The organism is Neorhizobium descurainiae (genome assembly GCF_051400715.1).
In the GTDB taxonomy this organism is placed as follows: Bacteria; Pseudomonadota; Alphaproteobacteria; order Rhizobiales; family Rhizobiaceae; genus Neorhizobium.
Genome location: NZ_JBLFFK010000024.1, coordinates 66,949 through 85,228 on the forward strand (window position 1 = coordinate 66,949; position 18,280 = coordinate 85,228).

Below are 18,280 nucleotides of genomic sequence, written 5' to 3' on the forward strand. Positions count from 1 at the left end.
GAAGGCATCAGGCCCGTCGGGAGGAGGAGCCTGTCGAGCTTATCCAACACGTCAACCCAGGAGCCACTATGCAACAGGATACCGCAACGCGCCTGCAAACCTTTCTCGATCGCGAGGAACTGTTCGATCTCGTGCGCCGCGAGCGCTTCGCCCGAGACCAACGCCGTTTCGACGTCATGCGCGCATGTTTTCACCGCGATGCATATGTCCGCACGAGTTGGTACGAGGGACAGGGCGGGGAGACATATGTGGAAGCGACCCGCAAATGGATGAGCGCGACCGGCAACAGCAAGCACTGGGTGTTTCCGGCTTTCGCGCGGCTGGCCGGCGATCGGGCGACGGTGGAAAGTCCTGCGATGATCTTCAACCGTGCGCGGCTGGAAGGTGTCGAGGTCGACGTTCACGTCTTCTGCCGCTTCTTCTCCCGCGCGGTGCGCGAGACGGGCACTTGGACGCTGATGAGTTTCGAAGTGCTGTTCGAGAGGGATGTCATGAAACCGGTCAATCCCTCGGACGCGCTTCCTGTCGATTGGTCAGTTCTGTCGACGATGCGGCCGTCCTACAAGTTCCTGACCTATATTCAGCACCTGCGAGGTGTGAAGGTTAATCCCGATTTGCTGGGGGACGACCGGCCGGACGAACTCAGTGCATTTCATGCCGGCGAGGAGGGCTGGCTTGCCGCGGGTGATAACTAAACGGCCGAATTCCGCGCGGCCGTTCCAAGGGACGAAATGGCGGCAGTCAACGGTTCTTCCCCAAGCCGGGACGCGGTAGGTTTTGGCCGAAGAACTCGATTTAACGAGTGGGGAGGAGCAGAAATGAACAGACGTGAATTTATCGTATTGGGGGGAGCCGCTGCCGCGCTGGCGTCGAGCAGAGTAACGCTTGCGGCGGATTGGCCGAAGAAATCGGTGGTGGTGATCTCCGCCTACCCTCCCGGCGGGACGAGCGATATCATCGCGCGCCTTGTGGCCGACCTTCTGACGGCGAAGTTTGGCCAGCAGTTCGTCATCGAAAACCTTGCCGGCGCGGCCGGTGCGCTGGCAGGCGGCAAGCTCGCGCGCTCGGCGCCGGACGGCTACACGATCCTCGTCAGCGGCAGCGCGCCGATTGCGGCCAACAAGGTGGTGCAGACGAACCTCGCCTACGACCCCGAGGTGGACTTCACGCCGATAACGATCGTGGCCGAAAGCCCGGCCTTGCTCACCGCAAGCGCCAAAGCTCCGGCAAAGTCGCTTCAGGAGCTGGTCGCCTATGCGAAGGCCAATCCCGGGAAGGTGAACATCGGCAATCCGGGTGCCGGCACAAAGGGCCATATCTGTGCTGCGCTCATCGGTTTGCAGACCGGTATTGAATTGAACCACATTCCCTACAAGGGCTCACCGCCTCTGCTGGCCGATCTCCTGGGCGGGCATATCGACTTCGCACTCGATGCTCCGTCGAATTACCTTCCGCACATCAAGGATGGAAAAATTCACGGCGTTGCGGTGACCTCAGCGGAGCGGATTGGCGAGCTGCCCGATGTTCAGACGGTCGCAGAACAAGGACTGAAGAATTACGAACAAACGCTCTGGTTCGGCGCCGTGGGTCCCAAGGACATGCCTGCGGAAATCGTGAGCGCGATCCAAAAAACCATCAAGGATTGGATCGATACGCCTGCGGCCAAGGAAAAGCTGGCATCTCTCGGCCTTACCGCCGTCGCCAATACCCCCGAGGAGATGCGAAGCGAGATGGCGCGGGAGATCGACTCGATCAGGCCGTTGGTTACCGCGGGTCTCGTGCAGCCGAGCTGAAGGCGGACCGGGCGAGTTGGGTTGGGGCGAAGCGGCATCGCATCCGGGCTGGTGAGATGCCGCTTCGATTCTTTAGCTCCGGCGAGTTTCCCGACGAACAGATACAAGGATAAATTGCGCTGCATGAGCAAACCTCTCACCCTGACCGTCAATGGCCAGGATCATAACTTGAATGTACCCGAGACGACGCCGCTGCTGGATGTGCTGCGGAACTCTCTCGGGCTGAAGGGCAGCCGGTATGGCTGCGGGCTGGAACAATGCGGTGCCTGCATGGTGCTGATCGACGGCGCGGCCGAATATTCCTGCAGCCGCGAGGTCGGTACGCTTGCCGGGCGCGCCGTCACGACGGTCGAGAGCCTAGGCACCATTGAGGCGTTGCACCCGCTTCAGCAAGCCTTTCTCGATGAGCAGGCCGGACAATGCGGCTATTGCCTGTCCGGGATCCTGATTGCGGCCAAGGCTTTCCTGGACCGCAATCCGAACCCTACACGCGCCGAAGCCGCTGCGGCGCTGGACCGGAACCTCTGCCGCTGTGGCTCCCATCCGCGCATCCTGCGCGCGGTGCTGAGGGCGGCAGCCGTGATGCGCCGGCAGGTGGCTTGATGGCCGAGCTCACCTTCAGCCTCAAGGACAATCCGCGGATCGACCGCTGGCTTCAGTTTGAGAACGATCGCAGGGTGCGTATCGGCACCGGGAAGGTGGAGCTTGGCCAGGGCGTTTTGACAGCGCTTGCCCAGATCGCGGCAGAAGAATTGGACCTCGGCATCGACCAGATACGGATGATGTCCGGCAACAGCGTCGAAGGTCCGGGCGAAGGCTATACCGCGTCGAGCTGGTCGATCGAGCATTCCGGCGCGGCAATTCGTCTCGTCGCAGCCGAGGTTCGTGCCCTTGCCCTAAAGCAGGCGGCTCTACGGCTGAATGCCGCTCCCGATGAGTTGACCATCGTTGAGGGCGGTTTCCTCAGAAATGGCGTGTCGAGCGGGATCGACTATTGGAGCATCGCAGGCGAGCTCGATCTTTCCGGCGAGGTGACGGGCACGGTGCCGGCGAAGCCACAAAGCTCCTATCGTCTCGTCGGCACGTCCGTCCCGCGGCTTGACCTACCGGCCAAGCTGACAGGATCGGGCTTCATCCAGGACATGACGCTTCCCGGAATGCTCCATGCCCGCACCCTGCGCCAGCCCGGCTGGGGTGCAGAACTGGTCTCACTGGACGAGGATGCCGTTCGGCGCCATGCCGGAGCCGAAATCCGCATCGTGCGCGTCGAGAACTTTGTCGCCTTTGCCGGTGCCGACGAAACTGCCGTCCGCGCGGCGGCGGTCGCTGCGGCAGAGCGCGCCGTCTGGACCGGTGCCCGTAGCCTTCGTCCCGAACAGGCAACCCCCGAATGGGTTGCGTCGCAGCCTTCCGACGACCGATTGATGGGCGACCCCCTTCCTGAGCCCGCGCTAAGCCGTGTTTCGGCTCGCTTCACCCGTTCCTTCCTGTCGCATGGCTCCATCGCCCCCTCCTGTGCCCTTGCCGTCTACCGAGATGGTAACCTGACCGTCTGGTCGCATGCACAGGGGATGCAGCCGCTGCGCGAAAACATTGCCAAGACACTGGGGCTGCCTCTCGGCAATGTTGCCTGCCATCATGTCCAGGGTCCCGGCTGCTATGGCCACAACGGCGCCGACGACGCTGCATTCGATGCGGCGCTCGTGGCGATGGCGCTGCCCGGTGTGCCGATCCGGCTCATGTGGCGGCGCGAGGAGGAATTCGCCCACGAGCCGCTGTCTTCGGCTATGACGGTTGCCGTCCACGCAGCGCTTGATCCCACAGGGCGTCCGGTGGATTGGACGACCGAAATCTGGAGCGCGACCCATGGCCAGCGTCCTGGGGTCGGCGGCGCCTATCTGCTGGCCGCCGATGCCCTGAAGGAACCTCCGCCGGACCGCAAGCCGTTCGATATTCCGTTGGAACGCGGAGGCGGGGCCGCCCGCAACGCCATCCCGCTCTACGAGACGGGTGCCAAGCGGATAGATTTCCATCTGATCCATGACGTGCCGGTCCGCACTTCGTCGCTGCGCGGTCTCGGAGCGACCCTGAACGTTTTTGCCATCGAGGGGCTTCTCGATGAATTGGCCGCGCGCGTTGGAGAAGATCCGCTCGCGTACCGCCTCTCCCTCCTTTCCGACGCGCGCGCCCGTCGGGTCGTGGAGAAAGCCGCCGGGATGGGTGATTGGGCGTCGCGTGATGCCGGCGGTACCGGAAGCGGATTGGGTATCGGCCTTGCCCGGTACAAGAACTCCTCGGCCTATGCCGCCGTGGTCGCAGCGGTCGAGGTTGACGAGGCGGTGCGCGTCACCGATGTGTGGTGCGCCGTCGACGCGGGGCTGATCATAAATCCTGACGGGCTTATCAACCAGATCGAAGGCAATATCGTCCAGGCCATCAGTTGGACCCTTATCGAAGAGGTGCGCTTCGGTCCGCAAGGCATCTCGACGATCGATTGGCAGAGTTATCCCGTCATCCGCTTTTCAGACATCCCGAGGATTTGCGTCGAGCTTGTTGATGCGAGCGAACATCTCCCCCTTGGCGTCGGCGAATGCGCCGGCGGGCCAACGGCTGCCGCCATCGGCAATGCCGTTGCTCATGCGCTGGGCACCCGCATCCATGACATGCCGATGACGCGAGAACGGATCATGGCTGCCATCCTGGCTTGATGTGCGGTCGGGAGCGACAAGACCTATCAGCCAGCGCCAATTTCCTGGCGGCGGAGAAAGATCTGGCGCGGCAACTTTCATCCCGCCGCGTTTCGAACCGTAGATGCGAGGAGAATCCAATATGGCAGACGTAGCCATGTTTATAAGCACGTCTTCGACTTCAACCGGCGAGACCATACTGTTCTATAGTCCCGGCGCCTGTTCGCTTGCGCCCCATATCGCTCTGGAGGAAACGGGAACTTCCTATAAGCCAATCAAAAAGCTGCTGTCGAAGAATGAGCATCTCACTCCGGAATACCTCACGATCAATCCTCGCGGGAAAGTGCCGGCGCTTGTCACGCCGGATGGCAGGGTGATCACGGAGAACACCGCCATACTGGCGTATATCGGTCTCGCCAATCCGGGATTGGCCATGTTTCCGACCGACACCGTCGAGCAGATGCAATATCTTGCTCAGATGGCGTGGTTTTCGAACACGCCCCATATCTTCCAGAGAGCGAAGTTCCGGCCTTATCGGTTCGTCGACAGGGAGGAGGTTTATGACGATATTCGCGCCAAGGCGCTGGCGTCTTACTGGGAAAGCATGCAGGAGATCGACCGGCTGATCGCCGGAAACGAGTGGATCATGGGCGACCGGTATTCCGTTGTGGATCCTTACGCTCTCGTCTTCTACGGCTGGGGCGATAGCAATGGGCTGCCGATGGAGACCCTGGAGGATTTCACCAGGCACAAAAACCAGATGCTCGCTCGACCCGCCGTAAGGGTGGTGTTGGAACGCGAGAAGAACCCTCACTTCAAGCTTTAGCCAGAGGTTCCTTGTAGGGATTTCTGCATGCTTTATCCGGGCTTTGATGGTGCGTGGCTTCCGGGCGCGGGGCGGGCGGAAGATCAGGTGAGTGTGCTCCAACCGTCTTTCGAGATGTGACGGCGACGCATGATCTGGACGAAAGACAGCATCATGCTAGATTTTCCGCATGCCTTGTTCGGTCGAACGCCCTGATGCGCGGTTGTTGATGACGCATGCCAAGAGGAGATGGGATGCGGAATGGAGGACTGGGGAGGCATTTCTGACGGGCACTGAAAGGGAATACGACGGACGGATTCTGGGGAGGAGCCGCTCATGGGTGTGATCGAAAGGTTTTCCACCGCTGCCGTTAAACCGGCCGGCCGGCTCGATTTCTGGAATCAGCTCTGTTGTGAGACCCTCACCGAAACTTACGTGGACACAGACGTCGACGGTTTTCGCGCCGAGATGTGGCGCTGGTCTCTCGGAGATCTGACGATGATCCGGCCGCGTTCCGACGCATCTGTCGTCAGGCGCGCGCCTTTTGCCTCCAAGCGGGGGGAACGTTCCGTTGTCCTGCATTTCCAGCATCACGGTCACAGCCGTTTCTCGCATCAATACCGGCAGGCTGAGCTTGGGGTTGGCGATTTCGTGCTTTCCGATGCGGAGGCGGGCTATAAATTCGACCTGTCACGGGATCACGAGCTGCTCGTCGTGGAAATGCCGCGTGCGGCTTTGGAGGAACGTCTTTCTTCGCTTCCGGAGAAGTTGGACTGTCGGCTGCCAGGAACATCTCCGGGCGGCAGGTTGTTCCGTGAGTTCCTGCTCTCGCTTTGGCGGCAGGGTCATCAGGGTGATGGCGATCTGGATTTGCAAAACGGCATATCAAGCGTCTTCTTCGACATGTTGGCATTGGCCGTCCACGGTGCAGCGACGCCTATCAGAAATGAGGCCGAGCATTGGCCGCTCCGGTCTCATCTCCTCGGTCTCGTTGAGTTGCGTCTCTGTGAGCCCGATTTGCGCACGACGACGCTTGCGCAAGCGCTGGGTGTCTCCCCGCGGACGATCCAGAATGTCTTCGCTGCCATGTGCACCACTCCGTCGAACTATATTCTGGAACGGCGGCTGGCGCGCGCCGCCGATCTGCTGCGGGCGAATCGGAGCATGCCGGTCACGTCGATCGCCTATGAACTCGGCTTCAACGACAGCGCCTATTTCGCCCGCTGTTTCCGGCGCCGCTTCGGCACCAACCCGAGCGGTTGGCGGGGCGACAATTGACGGATGGGACATTCCGCTAACCGCTGACGCATCTGAAATCGTTCAGGTTGCGCTTTGGTCCTACTCACGTTTCGCTCCAGTCCTCGCGATCCTGATTGCATTTCGTCAAGTTCGATGCCGGCGGCCGGTAAGGCCTCCGAACGAGAAACATGCACGTGGGGGAGGACGGGCGGTTTATCGGATCCTGTGCGTCATGCGCCGCCGATCCGACTTTATCGCGCAAGGCTGTGCCCTTTGGGCCTGCGAGCGTCTCCGCATCCTGCCGCGACGTGCCGGAGCAGGAGCAAGACAATGGATACTTCGATCAGGAACGCCCCGCCTTCCAACGCCTTCAAGATCGTCGACGTGCCGGATCCCTACAAGGAACTCTCGGCTCTGCGCGGCTCTGCCGGCACCTTCGTCGGTTCGGGCGAGCTCGAAAGCCCGTGGATTCCCTTCGGAGAGAATGCCGCCATCCGCCATTTCGCCTTTGACGTCCGCAACAACATCTACAGCAACATCCTCTGGATCAAAGGGCCGGGCGTCATCGGCACGCATTATCATCGCGGCAGGATCGTGATGCTCTGCCTGCATGGCAGCGCGCGCTATCTGGAATATCCGTGGGTCGCCGGCCCCGGCGATTTCATCCAGGAAGTGCCGGGGGAGGCCCATACGCTGGTCACCGAACACCCGGAAGGCACCAAGCTTTTCGGCTGGATGCAGGGCGCGATCGACTTCTACGACGATAAGGCGAACTTTGCGTTCACGGCGGATGTGTGGTGGTTCATGAACCACTACGAGACCTACTGCAAGGAACACGGAATCCCCATTAACCCTCAGCTTTACATCTGACGTTCCGGCCGGCCGCGCAGATGCGAGGGGACGCGCTGCGCCCGGCCTTGGGCTTCCTTGGGAGGACTTCATGCATAACACATTTACGCCTTCGCCGAAGGCCGTGCGGTCGGCCCGGTACCAGTTTCTGCTGGTCGGGCTGCTGAGCCTCAACTTCGGCATCGTCTTCTTCGACCGAAATGCGCTCGGCTTTCTCATGCCGTTCATCCAGCCGGATCTGCAGCTCAACAACACGCAGGTGGGCGTCCTGGCGAGCGCGCTTTCCTTCACCTGGGCGATCGCCGCCTTCGGTATCGGCAAGCTTTCCGACACGATCGGCAACCGCAAGCTTCTGCTGGTGCTTTCGACCGTCGCCTTTTCGCTCTGCTCGTTCCTGAGCGGCATTGCCGGAAGCTTTGCCCTGCTGCTTGGCGCGCGGTTGCTGATGGGCGCTGCGGAAGGCGGCATCATGCCGATCAGCCACGCCATGGTGGCTTCCGAAGTTGCGCCGGAACGTCTCGGCCTTGCCCAGGGCGTGGCGCAGAATTTCGGCTCCAACCTGCTCGGCTCCTTCGTGGCGCCGGTCCTGCTGGTTGGTTTCGCCACCGCCTACGGATGGCGCGAGGCCTTCTTCCTCGCCGGTGTGCCGGGCATCCTGACAGCGCTTCTCATCTGGTGGCTGATCGACGAACCGAAAGCCCCGGCGGCCGCGAAAGCGGAAGGGCCGAAAGTCAGCATCGCTAGCGTGCTCCTGGAGCGCAACGTGCTGATCTGCGTCAGCCTCAGCGTGCTGCTCGTCTCCTATCTCGTCGTCTGCTGGGTCTTCATGCCGCTCTACCTTACCCAGGTGCGTGGCATTTCGCCGGACAGCATGGGCTGGCTGATGGGCACACTCGGCATTTCAGCAACGATCGGTGCCTTCGTGGTCTCCGGGCTTTCCGATCGCATCGGCCGCCGACCGGTGATGATCGCGATGCCGCTGCTCGGCCTGTTGTTACCTCTCGGCGCGCTCTATTACCAGGGCTCGCTTTGGATGCTTGCCGTGTTTTTCTTCTTCGGCTGGGGACTGAACGGCATTTTTCCGCTGTTCATGGCGACCGTGCCGACTGAAAGCGTCGATCCCCGATACGTCGCAACTGCGCTCGGCCTGACCATGGGTACGGGCGAGGTGCTGGGCGGCGTTCTGGCACCGTCATTGGCAGGCATGGCAGCCGACGCCGCGGGGCTCACCGCGCCGCTCTGGATCATGGTCGGCCTCACAGTGGTTGCGACGATCACAGCGCTCTTTCTGCGCGAAACCGCGCCGTCGCAGGTGCGCAAGGCCGCAACTTCCGCAGCCGCCACGGTCTGATCGCCGGTGACATGGGCATGCCGGGCCACAAGGTCCGGCATGCCTGCCTGAAATCTTGGGAGATACCGATGAAGGCTCTGGAACAGTTCGATATCAGCGGCCGCTCCGCGCTCGTCACTGGTGCCGCTTCCGGCTTGGGGCTTGCCTATGCCGAGACGATGGCGGAGGCGGGTGCGAAAGTGACGTTGACGGATGTCGATGCGGAAGGCGCGGATCGGGAGGCGGCGCGGCTCAGGGATCTCGGCTATGAGGCTCGCTCGGCCCGCCTGGATGTTCGAAACCGGGAGGAGAGCCGCGCCGCTTTCGACGCGCATGTGGATGCCTATGGCGGCCTCGACATCGCCTTCGCCAATGCGGGGATCGATACCGGACCGGGCTTTTGGAATCCGGGCGGCTACCGCAACCCGGAAGGTCAGGTCGATACGCTCGATCCCGCTCGCTGGGACCGCAGTCTTTCCGTCAATCTCACCGGCATGTTCAACACCGTCCGCGAGGCTGTTCGCATCATGAAGGCGGCCGAGCGCGGCGGCTCGATCATTGCCACGTCATCGAACGCCGCGATGATCTGCGAGGCGATCGTCGATCTGCCTTAGATGCCGGCCAAAGCGGGTGTCGCACATTTCGTCCGGCATCTGGCGCTGGAGCTTGCGGAATTTCGTATCCGCGTCAATGCGATCGCACCCGGTCCTTTCGTAACCAATATCGGCGGCGGAGCGCTCAAGAGAGATCCGGCCCTGCGCGCCAAATGGGATTCGCAGGTGCCGCTTGGCAGGGTTGCCGAGACCTATCAGATCAAGCCGCTGGCGCTTTATCTCGCTTCGGACGCGTCGAGTTACATGACAGGAAGCCAGCTGCTGATCGACGGCGGCATGGCACAGGGGAGGTTCCGCTGATGCGCGCCGCCGTTTTCCGGCAATTGCGCCGGCCGCTCGCTATCGAAACGCTGCGCGACCCGGAGCCGGGAGGCGATCAGGTGGTGATCCGCGTGGGACGCTGCGGCATTTGCGGCTCCGACCTGCACATGACCGGGGATCCCGCCTTCGGTACGCGGCCCGGCGACGTGCTTGGCCATGAATTCGCAGGCGAGGTCGTGGCACTTGGCAAAGGCGTCGAGCGCCTCAGTCTCGGAGACCGGGTTTCCGTCGTGCCGATATCGAGTTGTGGGAAATGCCCCAGCTGTCTTGCGGGCGAGCCGGCCTGGTGCAGCCGGATGGCACTGCAGGGCGGCGGATATGCCGAACTGGCGGTTACCAGTGAACGCCAATGCGTGCTCCTGCCGAACAGTGCGAGCATCGCCGACGGCGCGATCGTCGAACCGCTGGCCGTTGCCCTGCATGGCGTCATGCGCGCGGGCCTGATGCCCGGTGCAAAGGTTCTGGTGCTCGGAGCGGGGCCGATCGCGCTTGCAACCGCCTACTGGGCGCGTCGTCTCGGCGCGACCGAAGTGGTCGTGCAGGACATCGCACGTTATCAGGAGGAGCGCGCCCTTGCCATGGGTGCGACACGTTTCGTCTGCAATCCCGCCGAACCCGTTAGTGCGAGCGACGAGGCATTCGGCGGGAAGCCGGATATCGTCTTCGAATGCGTGGGCATCCCGGGCCTGATCGCACAGGCCGTCGAGCAGGCGCGCATCGGGGGCACGGTCGTCATTCTCGGCCTTTGCACGCGACCCGATACGTTTGTGCCTTTCCGGGCTTTGTCGAAGGAGGTCAACCTCGTGACCTCCGCCTTCTTCAAACGGCAGGAATACGAAGCCTCCCTCGATGCATTGAACGCCGGGAGCGCCGAACCGCAGATGCTGGTCACGGATACAATCGGCCTTGACCAAGTGCCCGAACGGTTCGAGGCGCTGCGCAAACGCACCCATGAATGCAAGGTGCTGATCGCGCCGTAGGTAAGTTCCGGCCGAATACAAGCAGTGAGGCCTTCATGCGAGGCTTTCCTCATCAGATATAAAACGAGCCAGGACCCATAACATGATGTTACGGTCGAATGCCGCCGCATGCACGGCTTTTGTTCTTGCCTAAATGGGGAGCATTCATGCTCACTTTACGTCAAATCGAAGTCATTCGCGCCATCATGGTCACGGGAAGCATCGCGGGAGCCGCCCGCCTGTTGAATGTCTCGGCGCCGGGCATCAGTCGCCTGATGAAATATTCCGAGGATTCTCTTGGCGTTCGTCTCTTTGACAGGCAGGCCGGACGCTACGTGCCGACGCCGCAAGCTCGCAACATATTCGACCTTCTCGATACGGTTCATCGCAAGATCGAGGACCTGCAATCGGCGGTCGCCGACCTGGGACGCGGGCGGAGTCAGGAACTGTGCATCGCGTCTGTTCCGAGCATCGCGAACGTCATGGTGCCAAGAGCGATTGCGCAGGTGCGGCAGCGGTTTCCAGACCTCGGGCTCGACGTGAACATCCTCAAGATCGAGGAGGCGATCGACTACCTTCTGCTGGGGCGTGGCGAACTCGTGGCCATCTCGTCCCGTTTCGATCATCCGCTTATCGAATTCGAGCTCCTGGCGAGCGGCAGGCTGCTTTGCATCGTTCCCGACAACGGCCCGCTGGCGGAACGGGAAAAGATCACGCCACGGGAAATGGCGGAGCATCCGCTGATCGGGATCAATCCCAAGGATCCATACGGCGCGATCATGGCCGCCATGTTTACAAAATCCGGCATCGACTATCAGATGAACGTCAAGGCACGGTTTGGCACGACGGTGTGCAGCCTCGTTGCAGCCGGCCTCGGGATCGCGATCATCGATGAATTCACGGTAGCGCACGACGTCGTGCGTGGGCTGAAACGGCTGGAGATCGATGCCGACAGCATTTTCCATACCTATGTCGCCTATCGCAGGGATTTGCCCCTCTCAGTCTATGCAGAACATTTCCTGCAGGAACTTCGCCGCGAAATGACCGCAGTCAGCTCGACCAAAACCCAGGAAAGCAGAATACGTCGAAGTGTCGGCACCCATTAACATCATGTTATGGATGTCGTCGAATTTGGTAGGCGATATCATCGTCCGTTTCCGCTAAGGTGCATGGGAGCTGAGATGCGAAGTGAGCATCCTTGGCCGAGCCGGAGCTCGGCAGGACATCATTCCCAGCTAAGGTTCAGGGCGGAGCATGCAGATAACAGGCGTCATTCCTTCGGGCAGTACCAGGCTCTTCCCGGTTCTGGGTGATCCGATCGCGCAGGTGCGTTCTCCGAGCGGCCTGACGCGGATCTTGGCGGAGCGGGGCGACGATTCGGTTTGCGTGCCGATGCATGTGTCCCCGCCGGATTTGCCCAAGGTCTTCGAAGCGCTTCATGCGATCCGCAATGTCGGCGGGATGCTGATAACCGTCCCACACAAGAACGCCGCTTACGCCCTCTGCCAAATGAGAACGGATCGCGCGGATTTCGTGAGATCCGTGAATGTGGTGCGCAAGACCGATGACGGCTGGATCGGTGACAATACAGACGGGCTCGGCTATCTCAATGGCTTGGAACGTGAAGGGTTCCATGTTCGCGAACGCCGGGCGCTGCTGGTGGGATGCGGCGGTGCCGGCTCGGCGATTGCCCTCGAGATCATGATACGCGGTGCGGCAGGACTTGCGATCCACGACATTGATATCATGCGCCGGGATGCCGTCATCGCCGCGCTGACGCAGCGTTTCCCAGGCAAGATCACCATCGGAAGCGCCGATCCATCGGGATACGATCTCGTTGCAAATGCGACCCCGCTCGGCATGCTGCCGGATGATCCGTTGCCGGTAGACGTATCAAGACTGGAGGCGTGGCAGTTCGTGGCCTGTGTGGTCACCAAGCCTGAGATTCCACCATTGATAGAAGAGGCCCGCAAGCGCGGCTGCGGCACGATGACGGGGAGAGGCATGTTCGACGGGCAGGCGGAAACGCTCGTCGAGTTCCTCCTCGCCAGGCCGGCACCGTCAGGGGATATCCCATGACAAATTGAAGTTTCGCCTCTTCACGTGTTCCCATGTCTTATCACCGCATGTAGGGAGACGGAGAGGTAAGTACCAGGCGACCAATCTATATCGGGAGGACTTCGATGTATCGCAAATACCTGCTTGCACTATCAACCGTACTGATGGCCACCGCCGGAACCGCGCTGGCGCAGGAGACGGTCAAACTTGGCATGGTTGCCGAGCTTTCCGGTCCCGGCGCCCCGTCCGGAACCAACTGGCGGGACGGCATCAAGATCGCCGTTGAGGAAATCAATGCCGAGGGCGGCATCCTCAATAGAAAGGTCGAGCTGACGGAATACGATACCCAGACCGACCCCCAGGTCTCGCGTGCCATGGTGCAGAAGGCGATCGATGCCGGCGCCTATGCCATTCTCGGAACCATCTATTCCGGTTCCACCATGGTCAACATGCTCGTCGCCCAGCAGAACAGCATTCCGCAGTTCGTAGGCTCGGAAGCGCCGAACATCGTCGAGAAGGGCAACCCTTTCGTATTTCGCACGTCGTCGGGCGCGCAAAAGGGCGTTCCGGCGCTGACGACCTATTTCAAGGATACGCTGAAGGCCAAGAAGGTTGCCGTCGCGTGGGTGAACAACGAATTCGGCAAGGGCGGGCGCAACGTCTTCATCGAGGAGATGAAGACGGCCGGCATCGAAGTGATTGCGGACGTGCCGTCCGAGCAGGCGCAGACCGACTATGCCGCTGACGTGGCCAAGCTCAAGCAGGCCGCACCTGACGCGATCTTCGTCTACATGAACCAGGAGGAATCGGCCCGTTTTCTCATCGAGGCGAAAAAGCAGTCGCTCGCCATGCCGCTTGTCGGTGAAGTCACGCTTACGGAAGCCAAGGTCATCGAATTGGCCGGAGGTGCCGCCGAAGGGGCGATCGCGCATGTGGGCGTGACGGCCACGGCAACCGATGTTCCAGGCATCGGTGCTTTTTCGAAGAAGTTCGAGGAGACATTCAAGCGTAAGCCAACCCATGACGCGATCAAGGGTTACGTTGGCGCTTGGACGACGAAATATGTCACCGAGTTGGTGGGCGAGTTCGACGGCGAGGCCTTTTCCGAAAAGATGCATGGTCTTTGCCTGAAGGCCGCCGATCATCCGAAGATCCTGCTTGATACCTGCTGGGACGACCGTGGCGAGATGTCCCGCCCCAGCTTCATGGTGCAGGTCAAGAACGGCGCGCCCGTCGTCATCGGCGCCGTGCCCGCCAATTGATCGACGTCGGTCTCACCGCGGCGGTTCGAGCTGCCGCGGTCCATTTCCGAAAGAGACACCTATGTCCCAGTTTTTGCAAGTCCTGCTGTCCGGTCTTGCGACCGGCTCGATCTATGCGCTTGTCGCGATCGGCTTTACGCTGGTCTGGCAGGCCGCTCAGACCGTCAATTTCGCCCAGGGCGAATTCGTCATGCTTCCGGCTTTCTTCGTGCTGATCGGCATCAGCCTGTTCGGCATGCCCCTGTGGGCGGCGCTGCTGTTCGGGCTGGCCGTTTCGCTTGTGGTCCTGGGCATTCTTTTCAAGAAGCTGATCGTTGAACCGATCCTGCCACATGGCGGCATAACGCTGATCATCGCGACCATGGCGCTCGGCATTCTGCTCAAGGAAAGCGTCAAGGAGTTCTACTCTGCGGAAGCCCAGCCGTTCCCGTCCGTGTTTCCCAACGATCCCGTCGATGTCTTCGGCGCGATCCTGTCGACGCAGGACCTGTTCAACCTGGCGATATCGCTGGCTATCGTGGTTCTGCTGACGCTGTTTCTCAATCGCACCCGTATCGGGCGCTGCATGCAGGCCACCGCGCAGAACCCGGCCGTCGCCGAAATTCTGGGCGTGAACGTCAAGCGGATGATCCTCTATACATTTCTGATCAACGCCGCCCTTGCCGCCCTCGCATCGTTCCTCATCACGCCGATCTATCTCGCAAAGTTCTCGAACGGCGAAACGCTCGGCCTGATAGCCTTCATCGCGGCGATCGTCGGAGGCTTCAACCAGATCCGCGGCGCGCTCGTGGGCGGTTTGCTGATCGGCGTTTTGGACAATCTCACGGCCGCTTATGTGACTGCCGAATACCGCGCGGCGCTGCCCCTGGTTCTCCTGATCGCCATCATTCTCATCAGGCCGCAAGGCATCATGGGCACATCCGAGGGGAGGGCTGTCTAATGCGCATGAATTCCCTGGCGACGAAGGTCGCGATCCTCGCACTGCTCATCATCGCCGTCTTGCTGCCCATCGGGCAGGGCAACTACATCATCTACGTGCTGACCTCCTGGTTGATCTTTGCGATCGCAGCCATGGGCCTCAACCTGACGCTCGGCTACGCCGGCCAGATTTCGCTCGCGCAGGCCTCGTTCATGGCGATCGGCGCCTACACGACCGCGCTTCTGACATTGGCAGGATGGCATTGGGTGCTTGCCATGCCGATCGGGCTGGCAGCCTGCTTCGTGATCGGACTGCTGCTCGGCTACCCGGCGCTGCGTGTCAAAGGGCACTTCCTCGCCTTCGTGACGCTCGCCTTCAACACGCTGGTCTTCCTGGTGCTGCGCAACGAGGATTGGCTGACGGGTGGAAGCTATGGCCTTGTCGGCATGCCGCGGCCGGACTTCTTCCTGTTCAAGACCATGAAGCAGCTGCACTTCTACTACTTCACGCTCGGGATCACCGTGATTGCCTCATTGGCAATGTGGGGCATTGTACGATCACCCTGGGGACGCGCCTTCAAGGCGTTGCGCGAGAACCCGATCCGGGCTGAAAGCCTCGGCGTCGATACCCGTCGCCTCACGCTGCTCGCCTTTGCGATCGGATCCACCTACGGCGGGCTGGCCGGCTCCCTGATCACGCCGCTGGTGCAATTCATCGAGCCGGGCTCGTTCGGGTTGGCTCATTCGTTGCGCATCCTGCTGATGGTGGTCGTCGGCGGTGCGGGCTTCTTTTTCGGGCCCTTCCTCGGCGCCGGCGTCGTTATCCTTCTGCCGGAGGTCCTGCGGTTTACCGAAGGCTATTACCTCATCATCTATTCCGCGCTTGTCATCGTCATGCTGGTCTTCGTCCCCTCGGGCCTGATCGGCGTCTGGGGTCGTATCCGTGAAAAGTTCTGGCCGCGCCAGCAGGTGCGTGCCGACATGCAGGAAGGAGCGAGCCTGAAATGAGCACGCCGATCCTTTCCGTCCGCAATATCGAGAAGAGCTTCGGCGGTATCCGCGCGGTGCGCGGCGTTTCTTTCGAAGTTCATAAAGGCGAGATCCTGGGGCTGATCGGCCCGAACGGTTCGGGAAAATCGACCCTGTTCAATTGCATCCTCGGTCAGCTTAGGCCGGATACGGGTGAAGTCGAAGTCAACGGCCGCAATGTTTCGGGCTTGCGTGCCTCGGACCTGAATAGGCTGGGTGTCGGTCGTACCTTCCAGCAGCTTTCCGTCTTCCCGAAAATGACCGTGCTGGACAATATCATCCTAGCCGGCCAGGAGCATCATGGCACCATGGTGTCGCGGCTGTTTGGCCCGAACGATGCCGGCCTCACGAAGGAGGCGGACAAGCTGATCTCGTTTTTCCGCCTGAATCATCTACGCGACACCTTGGCCGGTTCGTTGTCCTACGGCCAGCAGAAACTCGTCGACGCGGCAATGGCCTTCATGGCAGGGCCGAGCCTCGTGCTGCTCGATGAACCGGCAGGTGGGGTTAACTTGACCATGCTCGCCAATCTCAAGGAGCGGTTGACGGCCTACAACGCCGAACACGGCACGACCTTTGTGGTCATCGAGCACAACATGGAATTCGTGATGAGCCTGTGCACGCGCATCATAGTGCTCGCGGAAGGCGGCATAATCGCCGAAGGCAAGCCGGCAGATATCCGGGCGAACCAGATGGTCATTGATGCCTATCTCGGAGGCTGAACATGCTTGAACTCAAGGATATCCACGGCGGCTACGGCAAGATCACCATTCTGAACGGCGTCTCCTTCGCAATCCCGAAGGCATCAATCACGACGGTGATCGGGCCGAACGGGGCCGGCAAGTCGACGGTTTTCAAGGCGATCTTCGGCCTTTTGAACATCCACTCCGGCGAGATTCTTCTCGACGGCAGGAACGTCACCCGCCAGACGCCCAGGCAAATGATCTCGCACGGCGTGACCTATGTGCCCCAGGGACGGAATGTCGTTCCGCAACTGTCCGTTTATCACAATCTCGAACTCGGCGGCATAACGGCACCGGATCAGGCCAAGGTGCGTCAGCGGATCGAGGCTGTCATGGATCAGTTTCCCATGCTGCGCCAGTTTCGGGATCGGAAGGCGATAGAGCTTTCCGGCGGCCAGCAGAAGCAGCTCGAAGTCGCGCGCGCCCTGCTGCTCGATCCCAAGCTGATCCTGATAGACGAGCCGTCGATCGGGCTTTCGCCCAACCTGGTGCAGGAGGTCTTTCAGACGTTGATCAGGCTTCGCGACCAGGGCGTCACGATCCTGATGGTGGAGCAGAACGCCAAGTCTGCGCTGGCTATGTCGGACTATGGGCTGGTGCTCGAGCTCGGTCAGACGAGAATGTATGACAAGGCTGCGGCACTGCTGGCCGATCCGCGCGTCGGCCAGCTCTTCCTTGGCGGACATGTCGAGGCCTAGCATGGTCATCGAGACGCTCGACTCGGCAGCTTCCAGATTGGGCGAATGCCCGATCTGGTGCGAGCGCAGCGGCCGGCTCTGGTGGGTCGACGTACTCGAGCCGGCGCTATGGAGCCATGATCCGAGCACCGGGGCCTGCCTGCGGCATCCGGTGGCGGCGCGGCGGATCGGATCGCTTGCCCTTCGCCGAATCGGCGGCCTGGTGCTGGCTTGCGACAACGGCGTCTTCGCCTATGATCCGGAGAAAGGCGAGCAGGTTTTTCTCGTAGACCCGGAACCCGGAGCCACAGAACATCGGAAGAACGACGGCCGCGCCGATTCGGCCGGCAATTTCTGGGTTGGAACGCTCCGCGAGACGGATTATGCCCCGGTTGGTGCGCTTTATCGCATCTCGCCGGATCTTGAGGTTTCGGTCGAGGCCAACAAGCTGGCCATTCCCAACGCGCTGGCATTCGATCCGAAACGGCGGCGGATGTATTTTGGCGATACGCGCGCCTATGCGATCTGGGTCTGCGACTACGATCCGGCCGACGGTCGCGTCGGCGAGCGAAGGTTGTTCGCGACCACGACCGCGCCCGCGAGGCCGGACGGCAGTTGCATAGACGGGGAAGGCTATGTCTGGAATGTGGAATATGCCGGCGGCCGTCTCGTTCGCTACAGTCCCGAAGGCGAGGCGTCACGGGTGGTCGAACTGCCCGTTACCTACCCCACCTGCTGCTGTTTCGGGGGGAGGGATTTCGGCAGGCTTTACGTGACGTCTGCCAGCGAGCCGCTCTCGCCGGAGGAGCGTGCGGCCGAGCCGCTTGCGGGAAAAGTTCTCGTGCTCGATGTCGGCATTCGAGGCCGGCCGGAATTCCGCGTGGCGCTGTGATTTTCAACGGAGGAGCTTCCCATGAAGACGTCGATAGCGACGGTATCGATCAGCGGGGACCTTCCCGAGAAGCTGGAGGCGATTTCGAAGGCTGGGTTTGACGG

Annotated in this window: 17 protein-coding genes and 1 pseudogene; all 18 read left to right on the forward strand. The window is 61.3% G+C overall.

The features are described 5' to 3' along the window. Positions 1-68 precede the first annotated feature (68 nt). The 18 genes and pseudogenes from ACMGE0_RS28445 to ACMGE0_RS28530 all read left to right on the forward strand — a co-directional run bounded on the left by ACMGE0_RS28445 (position 69) and on the right by ACMGE0_RS28530 (position 18,176). Positions 69-695: a nuclear transport factor 2 family protein gene (locus ACMGE0_RS28445; protein ID WP_436819247.1), complete on the forward strand. Its 627-nt coding sequence runs from the start codon at positions 69-71 to the stop codon at positions 693-695. 36 nt (positions 696-731) lie between these two features. Continuing rightward, on the forward strand, positions 732-1,793 hold the full coding sequence (locus tag ACMGE0_RS28450; RefSeq protein WP_436819248.1) for a Bug family tripartite tricarboxylate transporter substrate binding protein: 1,062 nt from the start codon (positions 732-734) through the stop codon (positions 1,791-1,793). 123 nt (positions 1,794-1,916) lie between these two features. Next, positions 1,917-2,396: a (2Fe-2S)-binding protein gene (locus tag ACMGE0_RS28455; protein WP_436819249.1), complete on the forward strand. Its 480-nt coding sequence runs from the start codon at positions 1,917-1,919 to the stop codon at positions 2,394-2,396. Then, on the forward strand, positions 2,396-4,501 hold the full coding sequence (locus ACMGE0_RS28460; protein WP_436819250.1) for a xanthine dehydrogenase family protein molybdopterin-binding subunit: 2,106 nt from the start codon (positions 2,396-2,398) through the stop codon (positions 4,499-4,501). Before ACMGE0_RS28455 ends, ACMGE0_RS28460 begins: the two co-directional genes overlap by 1 nt. A gap of 121 nt (positions 4,502-4,622) precedes the next feature. Then, a complete protein-coding gene (locus ACMGE0_RS28465; RefSeq protein WP_436819251.1) occupies positions 4,623-5,306 on the forward strand; it encodes a glutathione S-transferase family protein in 684 nt (227 codons plus the stop codon). 315 nt (positions 5,307-5,621) lie between these two features. Further along, positions 5,622-6,563: a helix-turn-helix domain-containing protein gene (locus ACMGE0_RS28470; protein ID WP_436819252.1), complete on the forward strand. Its 942-nt coding sequence runs from the start codon at positions 5,622-5,624 to the stop codon at positions 6,561-6,563. Between the two features lie 291 nt (positions 6,564-6,854). Then, positions 6,855-7,394, forward strand: a complete 540-nt coding sequence (locus ACMGE0_RS28475; protein ID WP_436819253.1) for a 2,4'-dihydroxyacetophenone dioxygenase family protein — start codon at positions 6,855-6,857, stop codon at positions 7,392-7,394. 70 nt (positions 7,395-7,464) lie between these two features. Next, on the forward strand, positions 7,465-8,724 hold the full coding sequence (locus tag ACMGE0_RS28480; RefSeq protein ID WP_436819254.1) for an MFS transporter: 1,260 nt from the start codon (positions 7,465-7,467) through the stop codon (positions 8,722-8,724). Positions 8,725-8,792: 68 nt separating this feature from the next. Further along, positions 8,793-9,617, forward strand: a pseudogene (locus tag ACMGE0_RS28485) (SDR family NAD(P)-dependent oxidoreductase). Then, the gene (locus ACMGE0_RS28490) at positions 9,617-10,618 is read left to right on the forward strand and encodes an alcohol dehydrogenase catalytic domain-containing protein (protein ID WP_436819255.1); all 1,002 of its coding nucleotides are present in this window, start codon (positions 9,617-9,619) and stop codon (positions 10,616-10,618) included. The pseudogene ACMGE0_RS28485 and the gene ACMGE0_RS28490 overlap by 1 nt, the downstream one beginning before the upstream one ends. Positions 10,619-10,764: 146 nt before the next feature. Beyond that, on the forward strand, positions 10,765-11,703 hold the full coding sequence (locus ACMGE0_RS28495) for a LysR family transcriptional regulator (RefSeq protein WP_436819256.1): 939 nt from the start codon (positions 10,765-10,767) through the stop codon (positions 11,701-11,703). 148 nt (positions 11,704-11,851) lie between these two features. Next, positions 11,852-12,676, forward strand: a complete 825-nt coding sequence (locus ACMGE0_RS28500) for a shikimate dehydrogenase family protein (protein ID WP_436819257.1) — start codon at positions 11,852-11,854, stop codon at positions 12,674-12,676. 104 nt (positions 12,677-12,780) lie between these two features. After that, positions 12,781-13,917: an ABC transporter substrate-binding protein gene (locus ACMGE0_RS28505; protein WP_436819258.1), complete on the forward strand. Its 1,137-nt coding sequence runs from the start codon at positions 12,781-12,783 to the stop codon at positions 13,915-13,917. Positions 13,918-13,978: 61 nt separating this feature from the next. Continuing rightward, the gene (locus ACMGE0_RS28510) at positions 13,979-14,857 is read left to right on the forward strand and encodes a branched-chain amino acid ABC transporter permease (protein ID WP_436819259.1); all 879 of its coding nucleotides are present in this window, start codon (positions 13,979-13,981) and stop codon (positions 14,855-14,857) included. Continuing rightward, positions 14,857-15,843 (forward strand): branched-chain amino acid ABC transporter permease, encoded by a 987-nt coding sequence (locus ACMGE0_RS28515; protein WP_436819260.1) that lies wholly within the window; start codon positions 14,857-14,859, stop codon positions 15,841-15,843. Before ACMGE0_RS28510 ends, ACMGE0_RS28515 begins: the two co-directional genes overlap by 1 nt. Beyond that, entirely contained in the window at positions 15,840-16,586 is a 747-nt protein-coding gene (locus ACMGE0_RS28520) for an ABC transporter ATP-binding protein (RefSeq protein ID WP_436819261.1), read from the forward strand. The genes ACMGE0_RS28515 and ACMGE0_RS28520 overlap by 4 nt, the downstream gene beginning before the upstream one ends. 2 nt (positions 16,587-16,588) lie before the next feature. After that, entirely contained in the window at positions 16,589-17,305 is a 717-nt protein-coding gene (locus ACMGE0_RS28525; RefSeq protein WP_436819262.1) for an ABC transporter ATP-binding protein, read from the forward strand. Between the two features lies 1 nt (position 17,306). Continuing rightward, positions 17,307-18,176, forward strand: coding sequence for an SMP-30/gluconolactonase/LRE family protein (locus ACMGE0_RS28530; RefSeq protein WP_436819263.1), 870 nt, complete (start codon positions 17,307-17,309; stop codon positions 18,174-18,176). The last annotated feature ends 104 nt before the right edge of the window (positions 18,177-18,280 follow it).